At 73.6% G+C, this 18,239-nt stretch carries 15 protein-coding genes; 2 read left to right on the forward strand and 13 right to left on the reverse strand.

Annotated features, from left to right (window positions below):
- Positions 1–14 precede the first annotated feature (14 nt).
- The 13 genes from OG989_RS31245 to OG989_RS31305 form a co-directional block, all read right to left on the reverse strand.
- Positions 15–1,001 (reverse strand): sugar phosphate isomerase/epimerase family protein, encoded by a 987-nt coding sequence (locus tag OG989_RS31245; protein WP_327029294.1) that lies wholly within the window; start codon positions 999–1,001, stop codon positions 15–17.
- Complete coding sequence (locus tag OG989_RS31250) at positions 998–1,852, reverse strand: SCO3242 family prenyltransferase (RefSeq protein WP_327029295.1); 855 nt, start codon at positions 1,850–1,852, stop codon at positions 998–1,000. Before OG989_RS31250 ends, OG989_RS31245 begins: the two co-directional genes overlap by 4 nt.
- Entirely contained in the window at positions 1,836–2,996 is a 1,161-nt protein-coding gene (locus OG989_RS31255; protein WP_327029296.1) for an inositol-3-phosphate synthase, read from the reverse strand. Before OG989_RS31255 ends, OG989_RS31250 begins: the two co-directional genes overlap by 17 nt.
- 488 nt (positions 2,997–3,484) lie before the next feature.
- Positions 3,485–4,690: a Gfo/Idh/MocA family protein gene (locus tag OG989_RS31260; protein WP_425856445.1), complete on the reverse strand. Its 1,206-nt coding sequence runs from the start codon at positions 4,688–4,690 to the stop codon at positions 3,485–3,487.
- Between the two features lie 53 nt (positions 4,691–4,743).
- The gene (locus OG989_RS31265) at positions 4,744–5,799 is read right to left on the reverse strand and encodes a substrate-binding domain-containing protein (protein WP_151456162.1); all 1,056 of its coding nucleotides are present in this window, start codon (positions 5,797–5,799) and stop codon (positions 4,744–4,746) included.
- A gap of 121 nt (positions 5,800–5,920) precedes the next feature.
- On the reverse strand, positions 5,921–7,045 hold the full coding sequence (locus tag OG989_RS31270) for an ABC transporter permease (RefSeq protein WP_192581501.1): 1,125 nt from the start codon (positions 7,043–7,045) through the stop codon (positions 5,921–5,923).
- A complete protein-coding gene (locus tag OG989_RS31275) occupies positions 7,042–8,601 on the reverse strand; it encodes a sugar ABC transporter ATP-binding protein (RefSeq protein ID WP_327029298.1) in 1,560 nt (519 codons plus the stop codon). The genes OG989_RS31270 and OG989_RS31275 overlap by 4 nt, the downstream gene beginning before the upstream one ends.
- A complete protein-coding gene (locus OG989_RS31280; protein WP_151456164.1) occupies positions 8,598–9,776 on the reverse strand; it encodes an ROK family protein in 1,179 nt (392 codons plus the stop codon). Before OG989_RS31280 ends, OG989_RS31275 begins: the two co-directional genes overlap by 4 nt.
- Before the next feature lie 247 nt (positions 9,777–10,023).
- Positions 10,024–11,136: a YihY/virulence factor BrkB family protein gene (locus OG989_RS31285; protein ID WP_151456165.1), complete on the reverse strand. Its 1,113-nt coding sequence runs from the start codon at positions 11,134–11,136 to the stop codon at positions 10,024–10,026.
- A gap of 64 nt (positions 11,137–11,200) precedes the next feature.
- Complete coding sequence (locus OG989_RS31290; protein ID WP_327029299.1) at positions 11,201–12,001, reverse strand: ABC transporter permease; 801 nt, start codon at positions 11,999–12,001, stop codon at positions 11,201–11,203.
- Between the two features lie 11 nt (positions 12,002–12,012).
- On the reverse strand, positions 12,013–12,813 hold the full coding sequence (locus tag OG989_RS31295; RefSeq protein WP_327031276.1) for an ABC transporter permease: 801 nt from the start codon (positions 12,811–12,813) through the stop codon (positions 12,013–12,015).
- A gap of 86 nt (positions 12,814–12,899) precedes the next feature.
- Positions 12,900–13,442, reverse strand: coding sequence for a hypothetical protein (locus OG989_RS31300; RefSeq protein ID WP_327029300.1), 543 nt, complete (start codon positions 13,440–13,442; stop codon positions 12,900–12,902).
- Positions 13,443–13,588: 146 nt separating this feature from the next.
- On the reverse strand, positions 13,589–14,521 hold the full coding sequence (locus OG989_RS31305) for an ABC transporter ATP-binding protein (RefSeq protein ID WP_132236952.1): 933 nt from the start codon (positions 14,519–14,521) through the stop codon (positions 13,589–13,591).
- Positions 14,522–14,951: 430 nt separating this feature from the next.
- On the opposite strand from OG989_RS31305, the gene OG989_RS31310 reads away from it, so the two are divergent.
- Positions 14,952–17,168 (forward strand): TRAP transporter permease, encoded by a 2,217-nt coding sequence (locus OG989_RS31310; protein WP_442791897.1) that lies wholly within the window; start codon positions 14,952–14,954, stop codon positions 17,166–17,168.
- On the forward strand, positions 17,165–18,184 hold the full coding sequence (locus OG989_RS31315; protein WP_151456933.1) for a TAXI family TRAP transporter solute-binding subunit: 1,020 nt from the start codon (positions 17,165–17,167) through the stop codon (positions 18,182–18,184). The genes OG989_RS31310 and OG989_RS31315 overlap by 4 nt, the downstream gene beginning before the upstream one ends.
- Positions 18,185–18,239: the final 55 nt, after the last annotated feature.

Raw genomic sequence — 18,239 nt, forward strand, 5'->3', positions numbered from 1 at the left:
CCGACGTGGCCCCGTCACCGTTGCTGGCGTGCCGCCTCCTTCGCGGTGGCACCCGGTCCCGGGCGTGCCGCCTCCTTCGCGGCGGCACTCGTTTCGGGGCGTGCCGCCTCCTTCGCGGCGGCGCGCAGGAAGTCGAGCGAGCGGGCCGCGACGGCGGGGGCGGCGTGCGAGTGCCGGGGCAGCTCCACGGCGACCAGGCCCCGGTAGCCGGCGTCGCCCAGGGCCCGCAGCACGGGCGGGAAGTCGATCTCCCCCGCGCCGAACTCCAGGTGCTCGTGCACGCCCCGGCGCATGTCGTCGATCTGCACGTTGACCAGGTACGCGCCGACCTCGCGTACGCACTCGGGGACCGGCCGCGGCTCCAGGCAGCGGCAGTGCCCGATGTCGAGGGTGATGCCGAAGCGGTCCGGATCGCCGAGCGCGCCGCGCAGCCGGCGCCAGCCGGCGATGTCCTCGACCAGCATGCCCGGCTCCGGCTCGAAGCCGAGCGTCGTGCCGGCCGCCTCGGCGGCGTCGACCACCGTCGCGCAGCCGGCGACCAGCCGGTCCCAGGCGGTCTCCGGTGCGACAGCGTCGGGGCGTACGCCGGACCAGAGGGAGACGGCCTCCGCGCCCAGGTCGGCGCCGATCCGCACGGCCCGGCGCAGGAACTCGACGCGCCGCGCCGGGTCGTCGTGCAGCAGCGTCGGGGCGTGCTTGTGCCACGGGTCGAGCAGGTAACGGGCGCCGGTCTCGACGACCACGGCGAGGTCGAGCGCCGCGAGCCGGCGGGCCACGGCGGCCACCCGGCGGGCCAGCGCGGGCGCGAACGGGTCGAGGTGGTCGTGGTCCAGGGTGAGCGCGACGCCCCGGTAACCCAGGTCGGCGACGACGGCGAGCGCGTCGGTCAGCCGGTGGTTGGCGAACCCGTTGGTGCCGTAGCCGAACCGGAGCCCGCCGTCGGCCGCGCCGGCCACCACCGTGCCCCGGGGGCCCGGCGCGGGGCGGGTCGGGGCGGTCATGTCGGGGAGATCCTTCGGGCGAGCCGGCCGCCGAGCGGCGCGGCCGCCGCCACCGCCAGCCCCAGCAGCCCGGCCCCGGCGCGCGCGGTGAGGGCGCCCTGCAACGCGGGCAGCCCGGTGATGCCGGCTCCCACCGCCGCCCGCACCCGGCCGGCGCGGGGGTCGGCTACCGCCCGGGCCTGGGCCGCGCCGTAGCGGGCCACGTACCAGCCGGCCAGCAGCGCCGGCAGCGCGGCCCGCTCGGGGCGGGGTCGGACGACGGCGCCCGCCGCGACCAGGGCGGTGCCGGCGAGGGTACGCAGCGGCAGCGCGGCGTCGGCGCCGGTGACCTCGCGGCGGGAGAGCGCGGTGACCGTCCACGTGTGCGCGGCCACGGTGACCGCCGCCGGCACCGCCCGCAGCGCCCGTCCGCCGGTGGCGCCGAGCAGCACGTCCAGCCCTCGGCAGGCGGCCATCACGGCCGGCCCGGCGGCCGTCGACTTCGCCGCCAGGTCGTACCCCCAGACGGCGGCGGCGAGCGGGACCGCGACCGTCGCGGCGCGCCGGCCACCGGCGGCGGTGGCCAGCGCGACCCCGGCGGCGGTGAGCCCGGCGGCGAGGCCGAGCGCGGCCCCGGGGGCCACCCGGCCGCTGGGGATGGGCCGCTCGGGGCGTTCGACGGCGTCCAGCCGGCGGTCGGCCCAGTCGTTGGCGGCCATCCCCGCCCAGTAGAGCAGGACGGACGCGGCGGCCAGCGCGGGCGTACGCCGCCCGAGCGTGCCGGCGGCCGCCGCCCCGGCGACGACGTCCCCGGGCACCGAGAGCGCGGCCGGCGCCCGGACCAGTTCGGCGAGGTCAGCGAGGCGCGGCATCGGTGCCTCCCGCGTGCAGCCGGTGGGCGAAGCCGCACAGTCGGGTCCACTGGTCGGCCAGCGAGTGGGTGGGCGTGCCGAGCGGGTCCTTGAAGAAGAAGGCGAGGTCGGTCAGGGGGCCGGCGTGGCCGGCGGCGTGCGCGGCGGCGGTGAGCCGGGCCAGGTCGAGCACGAGGGGCGCGGCCAGGGCGGAGTCGCAGCCGTGCCAGGTGAACTCCATCCGCATCCCGGTGCCGAGGAACCCGGCGAACGTGATCAGGTCCCAGGCGGTCTTGAAGTCGCCCAGCGCCTCGACGTACTCGATGCGGGTGCCGCCCTGCGGCAGGTGGCCGAGGGTCTCGCCGAGCACGCGCTGCTTGCTCTCCACCTTGGCCGCGTTGGCCGCCGGGTCGGCGAGGGTGGCGCCGTCGCCGCCGCCGAGCAGGTTGACCCCGGACCAGGAGCGCACCGCCAGGTGCCGCATCGCGAACATCGGCGCGAGCACGGACTTGACCAGCGTCTCCCCCGTCTTGCCGTCGTGCCCGGCGTACGGGATCCCGCGCTCGGCGGCCAGCGCCACCAGGGCCGGCAGCCGCAGCCCGGTGGACGGGGTGAAGTCGACGTACGGGCAGCCCGCCCGCACCGCCGCGTACGCGTAGAGGGAGCTGGGTGGCAGCACCTCGTCGGGGCCGGCGAGCGCGGCGGCCAGCGCGCCCGGGTCGGCGTGGCCCGGGTGCGGGCGGGCGGCGGGTTCGGTGGCCGAGACGTTGACCACCACCACCCGGTCCAGCCCGTGCCGGCGGCGGAAGTCGGTGAGGTCGCGTACGGTCGCGGCGGCCCGGTCCGCCTGGCTGCCGCCGGCGGGGGCCGGACGCAGCTCGCGTTCGACGGCGGCCAGCTCGTCGGGGAGGGTGGCGACCAGCCGGCCGGGCAGCACGCCGGCGGCGGCCAGGGTCTCGGCCCGCTTCGCCAGCGGAGTGGTGACGACGTCGTGCCCGCCGAGGAACAGGTCGGTGAAGGCCGGCAGGGCGGGCCCGCGCAGGTCGGGCAGCTCGGTGACGCAGCCGGTCGGGCCGGTGAGCCCGGACCGCAGGGCGAGCGCCCCCACGATGCTGGTGGTCGCGACCGAGCCGCGTGCTCCCACCAGCCAGACACCCGTACGCATGGTGCTCCTTCCCGATCAGGAGGAACCAGCCGTGCATTGAGGTATATAGATATCAGAAGTTTGTTCAGAAAGATACGCATCTATGCGGATGGGCCCCGTCCGCCGGCCGCCCCGGGAGGAGCCCACCGGTCCGGTGTCGACGTCGGCGGCGACGACCCCGGTCCGGTTCCCGGCGCGGACACGGACGGACGGGGCTGGCAGGCAGGGCCGGTCGGCGTCCCGTCCCTGCCTCCCCCGCATCCGCCGGTCGGGACGACGGCGCGCGCCGACCGGACGTCGTGGGGGTGACACGGCCCCGGCAACGGTCGCCGGGTGGTGACGGTCCTCCGGTGCGACCGGGGAATCCCGGTCCGGCCGCACCGGACGACCGTTCTGCTCGTGCGTCACCGGGCCACGCCGGCCCGGCCGCACGTCCTCCGGCTCCGACCTCGTCCCGGCCGCGGGGCGCAACCGCGGCCGGTCCCTCGCCGGTCGGCGCCGGAGTCGGCTCAGGCGGCGACCGTGGCCAGGGCCGGCTCCACCTCGGTCCACGAGGAGCCGAGCTCCGCCGACCGGGTCACCGCGTCCAGCACCAGCTGGACCTGCAACCCGTCGACGAAGGAGGGCGCCGGGTCGACTCCGGTGGCGACCGCCTCGACGAAGTCCCGCGCCTGGTGGGTGAAGGAGTGCTCGTAGCCGATGAGGTGGCCGGGCGGCCACCACGCGGACATGTACGGGTGCTCCCCCTCGGTCACCAGGATGCGGCTGAAACCCTGCTCGGCGGCGGGTCGCGTCGCGTCGTAGAACTCCAGCTCGTTGAGGCGCTCCAGGTCGAAGGCCACCGTGCCCAGCGAGCCGTTGATCTCCACCCGGAGGGCGTTCTTGCGTCCCGTGGCGAAGCGGCTCGCCTCGTACGTCGCCAGCACGCCGCCGTCGAGGCGGGCCACGAAGACCGCCGCGTCGTCGACGGTGACCGCCCCGGTGGCCGGGCGGTGGCCGTCGGCGCCGTTGCCGTCGGCCGCCGCCCCGTCCACCGTCGCCGCCAGCCCGCTCGACCCGGCCGGCAGCGGCCGTTCCTTGACGAACGTCTCGGTGACCGCGCTGACCCCGGTGATCCGCCGGCCGGTGACGTACTGGGTCAGGTCGATGATGTGCGCGCCGATGTCGCCGAGCGCGCCGGAGCCGGCCTTGTCCCGCTGCAACCGCCACACCAGGGGGAACTGCGGGTCCACGATCCAGTCCTGCAGGTACGTCGCCCGGACGTGCCGGATCACCCCGAGCCGCCCGTCGGCGACGAGCTGGCGCATCATCGCGACCGCCGGCACCCGCCGGTAGTTGAACCCGCACATCGACCGCACCCCGGCGGCCTGCGCGGTGACCGCCGCGGCGGCCATCGCCCGGGCCTCGGAGACCGTGTTGGCCAACGGCTTCTCGCACAGCACGTGCTTGCCGGCGGCCAGCGCGGCGAGGGCGATCTCGGCGTGGCTGTCCCCGGGCGTGCAGACGTCGACCACGTCGATGTCGTCCCGGGCGATCAGGTCGCGCCAGTCGGTCGTGTGCGCGTCCCAGCCGAGCCGGTCGGCAGCGTCGGCCACCTTCCCGGCGTCCCGGCCGCAGATCAGCGACATCCGGGCCCGCGCCGGCAGGTCGAACACCCGGTTCACGGTGCGCCACGCCTGCGAGTGCGCGGCGCCCATGAACGCGTAGCCGACCATGCCGACCCGCAGTTCTCTGTCTGTCGTGGACAAGGTGGGTCTCCCCCCGTGTATCAGAACCCGAGCTTGAGGTAGCTGCCCGCGTTCTCCTTGGTGATCGTCTCGGAGGCGAGGATGATCTCCTTGGGCACCTGGAGTTCCACCAGGTCGGACATGCCCTTGCCCTGGCCGATCAGCCGGGCCAGGGAGATGGCCGAGGAGGCCATCGAGGGGCTGTAGGTCACCGTCGCCTTCAGCACCGTGTTGTCCGCCTGGATGTCCTCCATCGCCTTCTTCGAGCCGGCGCCCCCGACCATGAAGAACTCCTTGCGGCCGCTCTGGTTGACCGCGGCCAGCACGCCGATGCCCTGGTCGTCGTCGTGGTTCCAGAGCGCGTCGATCTTCGGCAGGGCCTGGAGCAGCTGCGCCGCCTCCTGCTGCCCCGAGTCGGCCGTGAACCGGGCCGCCCGGCGGTTGGCGACCTTGAAGCCGCTCGCCGTCAGGGTGTCGACGAAGCCCTTCGACCGCTCCTGGGTCAGCTCCAGCTCGTCCATGCCGGCGATCTCGCCGATCACCGGGTTGCTGACGCCCTTGGCCTTGAACTGCTCGATCATGTAGGTGGCGGCGGCCACGCCCATGCCGTAGTTGTCACCCTTGATCTGGAGCCGGTAGGCCCGCGCGTCGGGGAACGCCCGGTCCAGGTTGACCACCGGGACGCCGGCCTTCATCGCCTCCAGCCCGAACGCGTTGAGCTCCTTGCCGTCGTGCGGCAGCAGCACGATCACGTCCGGCTTCTGCGAGATCAGCGTGGACAGCGCCGCCCGCTGGGCCGCCGCGTCCGCGCCGGCCTCGACCGACTTGAACTCCACGTCGGAGTACGCCCCGGCCTGCGCCTTGGCGTTGTTGGTGATGGCGGCGATCCAGCCGTGGTCGGCGGCCGGCGCGGAGAAGCCGATGACGACCCGTTTGCCGGGCTCATTGTTGCCGCCCGGCGCGGCCGCCGCCTTGGTCTGCGCCTCGGTCGGCTTGGTCTCGTTGCTGGTGCAGCCGGCGAGCAGCACGCCGGCGCCGACGGCGGCCCCGCCGAAGAGCAGCCGGCGGCGCGACATGTCGCGACTGTGCTGGGTCATGACGACCTCCTGGGTTGACGGTGGTGGAGGAAATCTCGCGGTGCGGGACGGAAGAGCGCGTGCGGTGCCCGGCCACCCTCGCTCAGGTGGCCCGGATGCCGCGCGGTCGGTGCGGTGCGGGTCAGGTGCTGGTGAGCCGGTTGCGGCTCAGGAACTGGGTGAGGCTGCGGAACTGGACCTGCTGGACCAGGACGGCTGCGACGATGATGCCGCCCTTGACCATGTTCTGGGCCTCCGTGGAGAGGCCGTTGATGGCGAAGAGGTTGGTGATGGTGGCGAAGATGACCACGCCGAGCAGGGAGCCGATGATGGTGCCCCGCCCGCCGCTGAGCAGCGTGCCGCCGATGATCGCGGCGGCGATCGCGTCCAGCTCGTAGAGGTTCGCCATCGCCGCCTGCGCCGAGTTGGCCTGGGCGGTGAGCATGATGGCGGCGATCCCGCAGCAGAGCCCGGAGAGCGCGTAGAGCAGCACGGTGTGCCGCCGGACGTTGATGCCGGCGAGCCGGGCGGCCTCCGGGTTGCCGCCGACGGCGACCGTACGCCGGCCGAAGGTGGTGCGGTTGAGCAGCACCCAGCCGGCGGCCACCACGGCGGCGAGGATGTAGACCAGCAGCGGGATGCCCAGCAGGCTGTTGCTGGCGAGGCCGTTGATGAAGCCGTTGTCCGACACCTGGGTCTGCTTGTCGGAGATCTCGGCGGCCAGGCCCCGGGCCGCCACCAGCATCGCGAGGGTCGCGATGAACGGCACCAGCCGGCCGTACGAGATGAGCAGCCCGTTGACCAGGCCGACCGCCAGCCCGACGGTGAGCGCGCTGAAGATCATGCCGCCGGCGCCGTAGCTCTGGGTGGCCACCGTGGTGCACCAGACGCCGGCCAGCGCGACGATCGCGCCGACGGAGAGGTCGATGCCGCCGCCGATGATCACGAAGGTCATGCCGACGGTGACCACGCCGACCACGGCCGCCAGCTTGAGGATGCTCAGGACGTTGTCCCACACCCAGTCCGGGTTGGAGTAGAGGTCGGAGCGGGTGAGGGCGCCGATCACGACGAGCACCGCCAGCACCCCGATCAGGCCGAGGTTGCGGCGGGCGCCCTCGCCGCCGTCCCCCCGCCACCAGGAGATCCGGCCCGGTGCCGCCACCTTGTCGACGGCCGCCCCGGTCTGCGCCGGGTCCACCGGCGGCGACTGCGCCGGCAACTGCGCCGCCCGCTGGGGCGCCACGGTGGGAGTAGGACCCTCGGTCATGCCGGTGCGCCTTCCATCAGGGACCCCGCCATGACGAGGTCGAGCACGGTGTTCTCGTCGAGTTCGCGGGCCGGGGCCTCGTGGACGACCCGCCCCTCCCGCATCACCAGCACCCGGTCGGCCAGGCCGAGCACCTCGGGGACCTCGCTGGAGACCAGCAGCACCCCGACGCCGCGTGCGGCCAGCCCCCGGATCACCTGGTAGAGCTCCGCCCGGGCGCCGACGTCAACGCCCCGGGTCGGCTCGTCGAGCAGCAGCAGCCGGGTGTCGCCGAGCAGCCAGCGGCCGACCACCACCTTCTGCTGGTTGCCGCCGGAGAGGGTGCGCACCGGCCGGCGTACGTCGCGGGGGCGCAGCTCCAGGCTCTCGGCGATCCGGTCCGCCTCGTCCCGTTCCCGGCCGGCGTCGGTGAACCCGGCGCGGGCGTAGCGGGCGAAGGTCGCCAGGGTCACGTTGCGGTAGATCGGCTCGCCCAGCAGCAGCGCCTGGCTCTTGCGCTCCTCGGGGGCCATCCCCATCCCGGCCCGCACCGCCGCGCCGACGCTGCCGGGGCGCAGCGCCCGGCCGGCCATCCGCACCGAGCCGGCATCGGCACGGCGCGCGCCGTAGATGGTCTCCAGCAGCTCGGAACGACCCGAGCCGACCAGCCCGGCGATGCCGACGATCTCGCCGGCCCGGACGCCGAGCGAGACGTCGGCGAACTCGCCGGCCCGGGTCAGCCCCTCGACCGTGAGCAGCTCCGCGCCGCTGGCCACGCCGGCCGGGCGGTCCGGGAAGACGTACTCGATGGTGCGGCCGGTCATGCGGCTGACCAGGTCGCGGGTCGGGGTGTCGCGGGCCGACAGGTTCGCCGCGGTGGTCCGGCCGTCCTTGAGTACGGTGACCCGGTCGCCGATCTCGCGGATCTCCTCCAGCCGGTGCGAGATGTAGATGACGGCGATGCCCTGTGCGGTCAGCTCCCGGATGATCCGGAACAGGTTGCCCACCTCGTCGTGGGCCAGCACGGCGCTCGGCTCGTCCATGATGATCAGCCGTGCCTCGTGGGAGAGCGCGCGGGCCATGCTGACGATCTGCTTGCCGGCGGCGGGCAACGCGCGCACCATCCGCCCGGGCGGGATCTCGGCGTGGCCGAGCCGGCCGAGGATCTGCCGGGTGTGCCGGGCCATGGCGCCCCGCCGGACGAAACCGAGCCGGCGCGGCTCGTGGCCGAGGAAGGCGTTCTCCGCGACCGAGAGGTCCTCGACCAGGTCGAGTTCCTGGTAGATGGTGGCGATGCCGGCGCGCATGGCGGCCTGCGGGTTGGCGAAGGTGGTCGGCTCGCCCCGCCACTCGACGAGCCCCGAGTCGGGCCGGTGCACCCCGGCCAGCACCTTGATCAGGGTGGACTTGCCGGCGCCGTTCTGCCCGAGCAGGCAGTGCACCTCGCCGGCGCGCACCTCCAGCTGCACCCCGTCCAGGGCCCGTACGCCCGGGAAGGTCTTGACCACGTCGGTGAGGCGCAGCACCACCTCGCCCGCGACGGCGTCGGCGGGCGACTCGACCAGTTGCTCACTCATGATGCCTCCGCGAAGGCCACGTCGCTGGCCAGCACGGCGGCACCGGCGACGCCGGCGCGCGGGCCCAGCTCGGACAGGACGACGGGCAGGTTGCCGGTGGCCAGCGGCAGCGACCGGCGGTAGACGACGCTGCGGATCTCGGCGAGGAGGATGTGCCCGAGCTGGGCGAGCCCGCCGCCGATCACGATCATCGACGGATTGGTGAAGCTGACCAGCCCGGCCAGGACCCCACCCACCCGCCGACCCCCGTCGCGGATCAGCTGGATGCACGTCACGTCCCCCTCGACGGCGCCCCCGGCGACGTCCAGCGCGGTCACCGCGCCGCGTGCGGCGAGCCGTTCGGCCAGCGCCGGCGACACCCCGCTGCGCGCGGCGGCGGTCGCGTCCTTGGCCAGCGCGGCCCCACTGAACAGGGCCTCCAGGCAGCCGATGTTGCCGCAGGAACACATCGGGCCCTGCGCGTCGACCTGGATGTGGCCGATGTCCCCGGCGCAGCCGTCGGTGCCCCGGTAGACCTCGCCGCTGAGGTAGATCCCGCACCCTATTCCGGTGCCGATCTTCACGAAGAGGAAGTCGTCCACGGAGTGGGCGACCCCGCCGTGCCGCTCTCCGATGGCCATGATGTTGACGTCGTTGTCGACCACCGCCGGGCAGCCGTGCTCGCGGGTGAGCAGCTCGCGCACCGGGAACCGGTCCCACCCGGGCATGATCGGCGGGGAGACCGGCACGCCGTCGCGGAAGCTGACCGGGCCGGGCACCCCGATGCCGACGGCGTCGAGCCGCTCGTAGGCGCCGTCCACCCGGGCCTTGTGCAGCAGCTCGTTGACCCGCTGGAGGATCACCTTCGGGCCGGTGCGGATGTCGGCCGCCTCGGCGTACGCGGCGACCGGCTCCAGCCGGCCGTTGACCACCTCGACGTCGATGGAGCTGGCGCCGAGGTCGACGGCGGCGAAGCGCAGGCGCGGGCTCAGCTCGACCAGGGTGGAACGGCGACCGCCCCGGGAGGCCGCCAGCCCCGCCTCGGCGACGTAGCCGAGGGCGACGAGCCGTTCCAGCTCCGCCAGCAGCCGGGGACGGGGCATCTGCAACCGGTCGCCCAGCTCGGCCCGGGACACCGCGCCCTCGTCACGGAGCAGCCGCAGCAGCCGTACGTGCAGGGGGTCGACCGTCCGCACCGGACTCACCTCTTCGCGGGCTCGTTCACATCGACGCGATGCCGAGGTGTCGTGCCGACACAGTAGGAGTGTTCCGTGTCACGTGTCCAGAGCTTCGGCCGATTTGACGCGAACTTTTGTCCGATCGAACAAAAGCATCGGAAGGATCAGGAAAAGCGCGGGGCCCCGGAGCTGGCGGGAGCACGCCGCCGCCCCGCCACCGGGGACGGTGGCGGGGCGGCGGCGGGTGCGGACGGGCGACGCGCGGTCAGCTGCGGTTGGCGGCGTTGCGCTTCTTCTTGAGCTTGCGGTCGTCGCGCAGCTCGACGTACGGCTCCTCGTCCGGGGAGTGGCCCGCCTCGATGGCGCGGCTGCGCTCCAGCTCGGCGTCGAACTCCGCGCCGAGGAGGATCGCGATGTTGCTCAGCCACAGCCAGATCAGGAAGACGATCACACCGGCGAGCGCCCCGTACGTCTTGTTGTACGAGCCGAAGTTGCTGACGTAGAGCGCGAACAGGCCCGAGATCACCAACCAGATGACCACCGCCAGCACGCCTCCGGGGCTGACCCAGCGGAAGCCGCCGTGCCGCGCGTTCGGCGACGCCCAGTAGAGGATTGCGAACATCAGGCTCACCAGGAGCAGCAGCACCGGCCACTTGGCGATGTTCCACACGGTCACCGCCGTGGAGCCCAGCCCGATCGCCTCCCCGACCTGCTCGGCGAGGCCGCCGGTGAAGACCACGATCACCGCGCTGGCCAGCAGCATCACGCCGATCACCGCGGTCACCCCGACGCGGATCGGCAGCGTCTTCCAGATCGGCCGCCCCTCCGGCACGTCGTAGATGGTGTTGGAGGCGCGCATGAACGCGGCGACGTAACCCGACGCCGACCAGAACGCGGCGAGCAGACCGAGGATCGCGGCGAAGCCGGCGAAGCCGCCGCTCTGCTGCGCCTGGTCGATCGCCCCCTCGACGATCTGCCGGATGCTGTCCTGCGGGACGACGTCGTTGACCGTCTCCTTGACGCCCTCCGTGGCCCGTGGGCCGAGCAGGCCGAGGATCGAGACCAGCACCAGCAGGCCGGGGAAGATGGAGAGCACCCCGTAGTACGTCAGCGCCGCCGCCCAGTCGGTCAGGCTGTCGTCCTGGAACTCCCGCACCGTGCGGCGCAGCGCGGCCTTCCAACCGGCGCCCGGCAGCCCGGTCGGGCTGTCGGGACCCTCGTCGGGCCCGACCGGGCCGCGACCCGGGCGGTGCCGCTCGGCACGAACGGGGTCGGATCCCCGGTCCGCGCGGCCCGTCCGGCGGTCGCCCACCCGGCCGGCCGCCCCGGAATCGTCGCGGTCGCGTCCGCTGCGGGTGGAGGACTCGTCGGAGGCCATCGCCCCTCCTCGTGGTCGGTGTCAGTCCCCCTCGACATGCCCAGGCAGCGGCCACCGTTAACCACTAGCCGTAGAGCAACCTGCCCATCCGGCGCGAGGCGACCAGCAGCCCCAGGACCATCGCCGCGACCAGGTAGAGCACGTCGAGCACCCACTCCCAGCCGGCCGCGCCCACCGAGACGCCGCGGATGAGGTGCACCGCGCGGTAGAGCGGCGTCACCTCCACCGCCCAGCGCAGCGCGGCCGGGTAGGCCTCGGCGGGGACGAACGTGCCGGAGAAGAGGAAGAGGGTGAACTGGGCCGCCGACATCAGGTCGAAGTCGTGCCAGCTGCGCATGAAGGTGGTGATCGCCATGCCCAGCGCGCCGAAGGCGAAGCCGACCAGCACGGCCGCCGGGAAGGCGACCAGCGCCCGTGCCGCGGTGGTCAACTCCATCACCACCATCACCACCAGGAAGGCGGCCGAGTAAGCGCTGCCGCGCAGCATCGCCCAGAGCAGCTCCCCCAGCGCGATCTCGAACGGCTGCACCGGGGTGGCGATCACCCCGTCGTACAGCTTCATCTGCTTCATCTTGCCGAAGAAGTTGAAGGTCGTCTCCGACAGCGCGCCGGACATGGCCGACGACGCGAGCATGGCCGGCGCGACGAACGCCGCGTAGGTGACGACCTCGCCGCCGGGCAGCGTGAGGTCGCCGACCAGCGCGCCGACCCCGACGCCGATGGAGAGCAGGTAGAGCAGCGGCTCCACGAACCCGGAGACGAGCAGCAGCCAGTAGACGGCCTTCAGGGCCGCGACGTTGCGCTCGGCCACGGAGACCGACCGGCGGGACGCGGCGGCCAGCCGGGGCAGGACGAGAGCGACCACTGCGACTCCTCCTAGACGACCAGCCTGCGACGGAACGCGCGCCGGGCCAGCAGCCAGCCGCCGACCGCCCAGGCCGCGAGGTAGAGCAGGTGACCGGCGACCGACCACTGCGGAGCGACGCCGAGCGCCGCCGCCCGGCACAGGTCGACGCCGTGCCAGAGCGGGGTCGCGTACGCCAGCCAGCGCAGCGCCAGGGGCAGCGACTCGACGGGGAAGAACACGCCGGCGAAGAGCGTCATCGGGATCACCGCGAAGCGGAGCAGCATCGCGAGCCAACTGTCGACGGAGACCACCGACGCGTACGCGAAGGTCGGCGCGGCGACCGCCAGCCCGAGCAGCGCCGTCGCCGGCAGCGCGGCGAGCGCCCACGGAGAGCGCAGCGCCCCGAACAGGGCTGTCACCAGCAAAAACGCCGCGACGGTGGTGACCACCCGGAACACCACGAAGGCCAGGTGCCCGCCAAGGATGTCGCCCACCCGCAGCGGCGCCGCGCTCTGCGCGAAGTAGGTCCTGACCCACTGGAAGTTGCCGAACACGGGCCACGTCGACTCGCTGACGGCCGTCTGCAACGCGGTCGACGCGATCAGGCCGGGCACGATCCAGTCGAGGTAGCTCACCCCGTCGATGCCCTGGTCGATGTAGGAGCCGACGCCGACGCCGAAGCCGAGGACGGTCAGCACCGGCAACAGGAACGACGAGAAGATCCCCGCCCGCCAGGTGCGCCGGTAGCCGACGAGGTGGTGCGCCAGCACCGCGAGCGCCGGCACCCGCGGCAACCTCGGGCGCGCGCGTTCCCGCGCCGACTGCGCCACGCTCACGCGACCACCCCGTCTCGCTCCGCGTCCACCACGGCCTTCCTACCTCGCGGGTACGACAGGCCGGCGACTCCGTCGCCCTGTCAGCGCTTACGGGCCGCGCGCAGCAGCGCCTGCACCGCGTAGGCGAGCAGCAGCAGCCCGGTGCCGGTGCCGACGACGAGCCCCGCCGGCACCGCCGAGACGAGCGCGGTGACCAGCCCGGCCACGGCGACGGCGCACACCGCCACCCCGAGCGGCCACAGCAGCGGGTCGCGCAGCACCGGGACGAGGGGGAAGAAGTGCAGCCCCACGACGGCGCCGACCAGCACCGGGATGAACTCCGACCAGCCGACGAGGGCGAGCACGACGGCGCCGAGCCCGGCGGCGGCGAACTCGGCCAGGACGATCAGGAGGTAGCGGCGGTCGGCGGCAGAGTCGTGGGTGACGCCCCCTGCTCCCCGGCTGCGGGCCACGACGACGGCGCCGATCACCGCCGTGACCAGGGCCGCGCCGCTCGCGACCACCAGCAGGGCGCGCAGCGGCTGCTCGGCGGCCGGCACGCTGAACCAGATCGTCGCGAAGACGCCCAGGTAGAGCGCGGCGAGCCCGGCCTGGCGGCGGGACTGGAACTCCAACTCCGACATGACACCCCCGTGTGCGTCGCCGAGCGGTCGACGTGGCGCCGGCCCGCCGATGCTACGTAACGGCCGGCCCGCCGCACCCACCCGGTCGCGCCGGACGACCGGCACCGGATCGCGAACCACCGACGACGAGCGACCGGACGCCCCTGTCAGTCGACCAGGGTGCGGCCGGTGAGGTGGAGGAAGACGTCCTCCAGGCTGCTGCGCCGGACCAGCACGTTGGCCGGGTGCAGCCCCCGCTCGCCGACCTCGGCGACGGCCGCGTCGCCGTCGGGCACGTAGAGCAGGATCCGGTCGGGCAGCACCTCGACCCGCTCCCCCAGCCCGTCGAGCTTGCCGGCGAACGCCTCCTGTGACTCGGCGGCGAACCGCAGCTCGACGACCTCCCGGGTGGAGTGCCGGTCGATCAGCGCCCGGGGCGAGCCCTCGGCGACGATCCGCCCGCCGTCCATGACGACCAGGCGGTCGCAGAGCTGCTCCGCCTCGTCCATGTAGTGCGTGGTGAGGACCAACGTGACGCCCTGCTGCTTGAGCCGGAACAGCCGCTCCCACACCAGGTGCCGGGCCTGCGGGTCGAGGCCGGTCGTCGGCTCGTCGAGCAGGACGATCTCGGGCTCGTTGACCAGCGCGCGGGCGATGGTCAGCCGCCGCTTCATGCCGCCGGAGAGCGGCTCCACCCTGCTGTCGGCCCGCTCGGTGAGCTGGACGAAGTCGAGCAGCTCGGCGGCGCGCGCCCGGGCCACCCGGCGGGAGATGCCGAAGTAGCGCGCGTAGGTGGTCAGGTTCTCCTGGACGGTCAGCTCGGGATCCAGGTTGTCGAGCTGCGGGCAGACGCCGAGGCGGGCCCGGATCGCCGGCCCGTCGCGCACCGGATCCATGCCGAGGATGCGCAGCTCGCCGCCGCTGGGCGGGGAGGTGCAGCCGATCATCCGCATGGTGGAGGACTTGCCGGCGCCATTGGGCCCGAGGAAGCCGAACGCCTCGCCGGCCCGCACCTCGACGTCGATGCCGTCGACGGCGGTGAAGTCGCCGAACCGCTTCACCAGCGCCCGCGCCTGGATGAGTGGTGGAGCCGTGGTCATCGCCCGACCCTAACCTCCGGATCCGACACCTCCCACCGGGCCGGTTCCGACACCCCACCGGGTCCGGGCGGGTCCGTCGCCGGGGTGATAGGGGCCGGGGCGGTAGGGGTACAGGCGCCCTGGTCAGGGCCCATCCGGCAACGGAGAGCGACGAAAACTACCCTGCGTCATGGCCTGGTGCGGCGCCGACGGCACGGCGACGGCCGCACGCGGGCGGGACGGAAACGCGTTGCTACCGGACCAGAGTGGACGCATCGGATACGACCCGCTCCCGGCTTGCCGCATTCTTACCAATCAGGGCGCGCATCCTTCCGCATATCCGGACCCAATTACAGTCTCTCTGCGTAATCGCGAGTCCCAATTAATTACTGGCTGCAATCATGATCAGCAATGTTCCGCCCGGTATCTAATTCGCGTATCGTGCCCCCTCGTGCCACCAGTGCGTTCCTCCGGCGAACCCGCCCCGCAGCCGTCCACCGTGGGCCCCGAGTCCACCCCGGATGGCGGTCCGGTCCCGTTGCCGCCCGAGACCGACAATCGGTCCGATCCGGACGGTGCCGCGCCCGATCCACGGGAACTCGCCGCGCAGTTCGAGGACGAAAAGCCCGGGCGGGAACTCTCCGGGCCGATCGGCGTGCTGGTCACCGGAACGACGTTGGCGATCGCGCTGCTCGCCCTCTGGCAGGTGTTCTACCCGCTGCCGCAGGGGAGCAAGTTCTACCTGGTCATCTTCCTGGCCGGCATCCTGCCGATGGTCTTCCTGGCGTACCCGGCGGATCTGCGCCTGCCCCGGCGGCTGCGCCGCACCGGCGCGACCGGGCCGGACGACGCGGTCCCGGCGGAGCGCCCCGGGCGCCGGCGCCCCACCCTGCCGGACTGGATCCTGGCCGGCGCGGCGCTGGTCAGCTGCCTCTACCCGGTGCTGCCCGTCGACCTGGGCGACGGCGGCGGCGGGTACGACGCCTTCCTCGACCGGCAGGGCCTGCTCGTCGGCGTGGACGTGGCGATGGGCACCGTCCTGCTGCTCCTGCTGCTGGAGGCGTGCCGGCGCACCACCGGCTGGATCCTGCCGGCCGTCTGCGTGGTCTTCCTCGGCTACGGCTACTACGGCGGGCTGCTGCCCCAGTCCTGGCCGGTGGCCCACGCCGGCCTCGACTTCGGGCAGATCGTCGACGGCCTCTACAACTCCGACAGCGGCTTCTACGGCACCCCGCTCGACGTCGCGGCGACGTACATCGTGCTGTTCACCATCTACGGCGCGGTGCTGGACCTCTCCGGGGCCGGCCGGTTCTTCGTGGAGCTCTCCGCCGCCGCCTTCCGGCGCTCGCGCACGGCCGCCGGGCGCACCGCCGTCGCCTCCGGGTTCCTGCTCGGCACCGTCTCCGGCTCCGGCGCGGCGACGACCGTCAGCATCGGCGCGGTCACCTGGCCCGTGCTGCGCCGCGCCGGCTACCCGCCGGAGCGGGCGGGCGGCATGCTCGCCGCGGCCGGCGTCGGGGCGATCCTCTCCCCGCCCACCCTCGGCGCGGCAGCCTTCATCATCGCCGAGTACCTCGGTGTGTCGTACCTCCAGGTGCTCGGCTGGGCGACCGTCCCGACGGTGCTCTACTACCTCGGCATCCTCCTCGCGGTCGAGATCGACGCCCGCCGCTCGGGCGTGCGGCCGGTGGTCATCGACACGACCTCCGCCGGCCGGCTGCTGGCCCGGTTCGGCTACCACTTCCTCTCGCTCTTCGCGATCGTCGGGCTGCTGGCCGTCGGCTTCTCCGCGACGAAGGCCGTGGTGCTGGCCACCATCCTGGCCGCCGTGCTGTCCTTCCTCGACCGTCGGCACCGGCTCACCCCGCCCCGCCTGCTCGCCGCGCTCAGCGCCGGGGTGCGCGGGGTCCTCGCGGTGAGCGCGGTCTGCGCCGCCGCGGGCATCATCACCGCCACCACCACCAAGACCGGCCTCGGCCCCCAGGCGGCGGCGCTGCTGGTCAGCGGGGCCCAGGCCGTCAGCTCGGAGCCGGCCGTGGTGCTGGCGCTCACCGCGCTGCTCGCCGCCGTCGCCCTCACCCTCCTCGGGCTGGCCGTGCCGGTCACCGCGTCGTTCGTGATCGGCTGGGTGATCATCGGCCCGGCCCTGCTGGACCTGGGCGTCACCGCGCCCGCCGCGGCGATGTTCGTCTTCTACTTCGCGGTGCTGTCCGAGGCGTCCCCGCCGACCGCGCTCGCCGCGGTCGCCGCCGCCGCGGTGACCGGCGGCCGGCTGGTGCCGACCATGTGGCAGACCCTGCGGTACGCCCTGCCGGCCTACCTCATCCCGCTCGCCTTCGTGGTCACCCCGACCGGGCTCGGGCTGCTCGGCATCGGGGGCCCGCAGCGGATAGCCGTCGCCGCGACGGTCGCCGCCCTCAGCGTCGCCGTGCTCGCGGTCGCGGCGGGCGGCTGGCTGCCCGGCGTCGGCCCGGCCGGCGCGCCGGAGCGGATCGTCGGCGCGCTCGCCGGGCTCACGCTGCTCTGGCTCGAACCCGTGCCCGTCGCGATCGGCGCCGCCCTGGCTGCCGTCATGGTGGCGGGCGTGCTCGTCAGACGCGGATCCGCCGGCCGGAACGGCGGGCCGTCAGCAGTACCAACGGTGAACCATGGGGAGGAAAAACAGTGAGACGGATCAACATGCGGCTCGCCGCGGGGGTTGGCGCGCTGGCCCTCGTCGCCGCGGGCACCGCCGGCTGCGGAGGCCGTCAGGACGGCGCGACCAAGGACGACGCCGCCAGTGAGATCACCTGCAAGGTCACCGACAGCACCCGCGTCGGCATCGCCACCGGCAACGCCACCGGGGTCTACTACGTGGTCGGCAACGCCCTGGCCGGTCAGCTCTCCGGGGCGACCGAGGGCAAGCTGACCGGCACCGCCGCCGAGACCGGCGCCTCGGTGCAGAACATCGAACAGCTCGTCGGCGGGCAGTACGACGTCGCCTTCTCGCTGTTCGACACGGCGGTCAACGCGGTGCAGGGCAAGGGCAGCTTCACGGCCCCGCAGCCCGTCGAGGCGCTCGCCCGGATCTACGACAACTACACGCAGGTCGTCGTCCGGGCCGACTCGGGAATCAACTCGGTCGCCGACATGAAGGGCAAGAAGATCTCCACCGGCTCCCCGAAGTCCGGCACCGAGGTCATCGCCAACCGGCTGCTGGAGGCCGCCGGCCTCGACGCGGCCAAGGACGTCCAGGCGCAGCGGCTCGACCTGACCAAGAGCGTCGAGGGCGTCAAGGACGGCAGCGTCGACGGGCTGTTCTGGTCGGGCGGGGTGCCCACGGGCGGGCTGACCGACCTGTTCACCACCGCCGGGGACAAGGTGAAGTTCATCGACATCACCCCGCTGCTGCCCAAGATGACCGAGCTCAACCCGGCGTACCAGGCCGGGACCATCGGCGCGGACGTCTACAAGACCGCCGCGGACACCCCGACCATCGTGGTGCCGAACGTGCTGCTGGTCCGCAAGGACCTCAACGCGAACGTGGCCTGCGCGATCACCCGGACGGTGTTCGACAAGAAGGACGCCCTGGCCCAGGCGAACCCGGCCGCCAAGGGCATCAGCCTGGACAACGCCCGCAAGACCGACCCCGTACCGCTGCACCGCGGCGCGGACAAGGCGTTGCAGGACCTCGGCGCACGCTGATCCCCGGTGCCGGGTCCGGGCCTCGCGCCCGGGCCCGGCGCCTCCGACCCCCACC

This window comes from Micromonospora sp. NBC_01740, from assembly GCF_035920365.1.
Lineage (GTDB): Bacteria > Actinomycetota > Actinomycetes > Mycobacteriales > Micromonosporaceae > Micromonospora > Micromonospora reichwaldensis.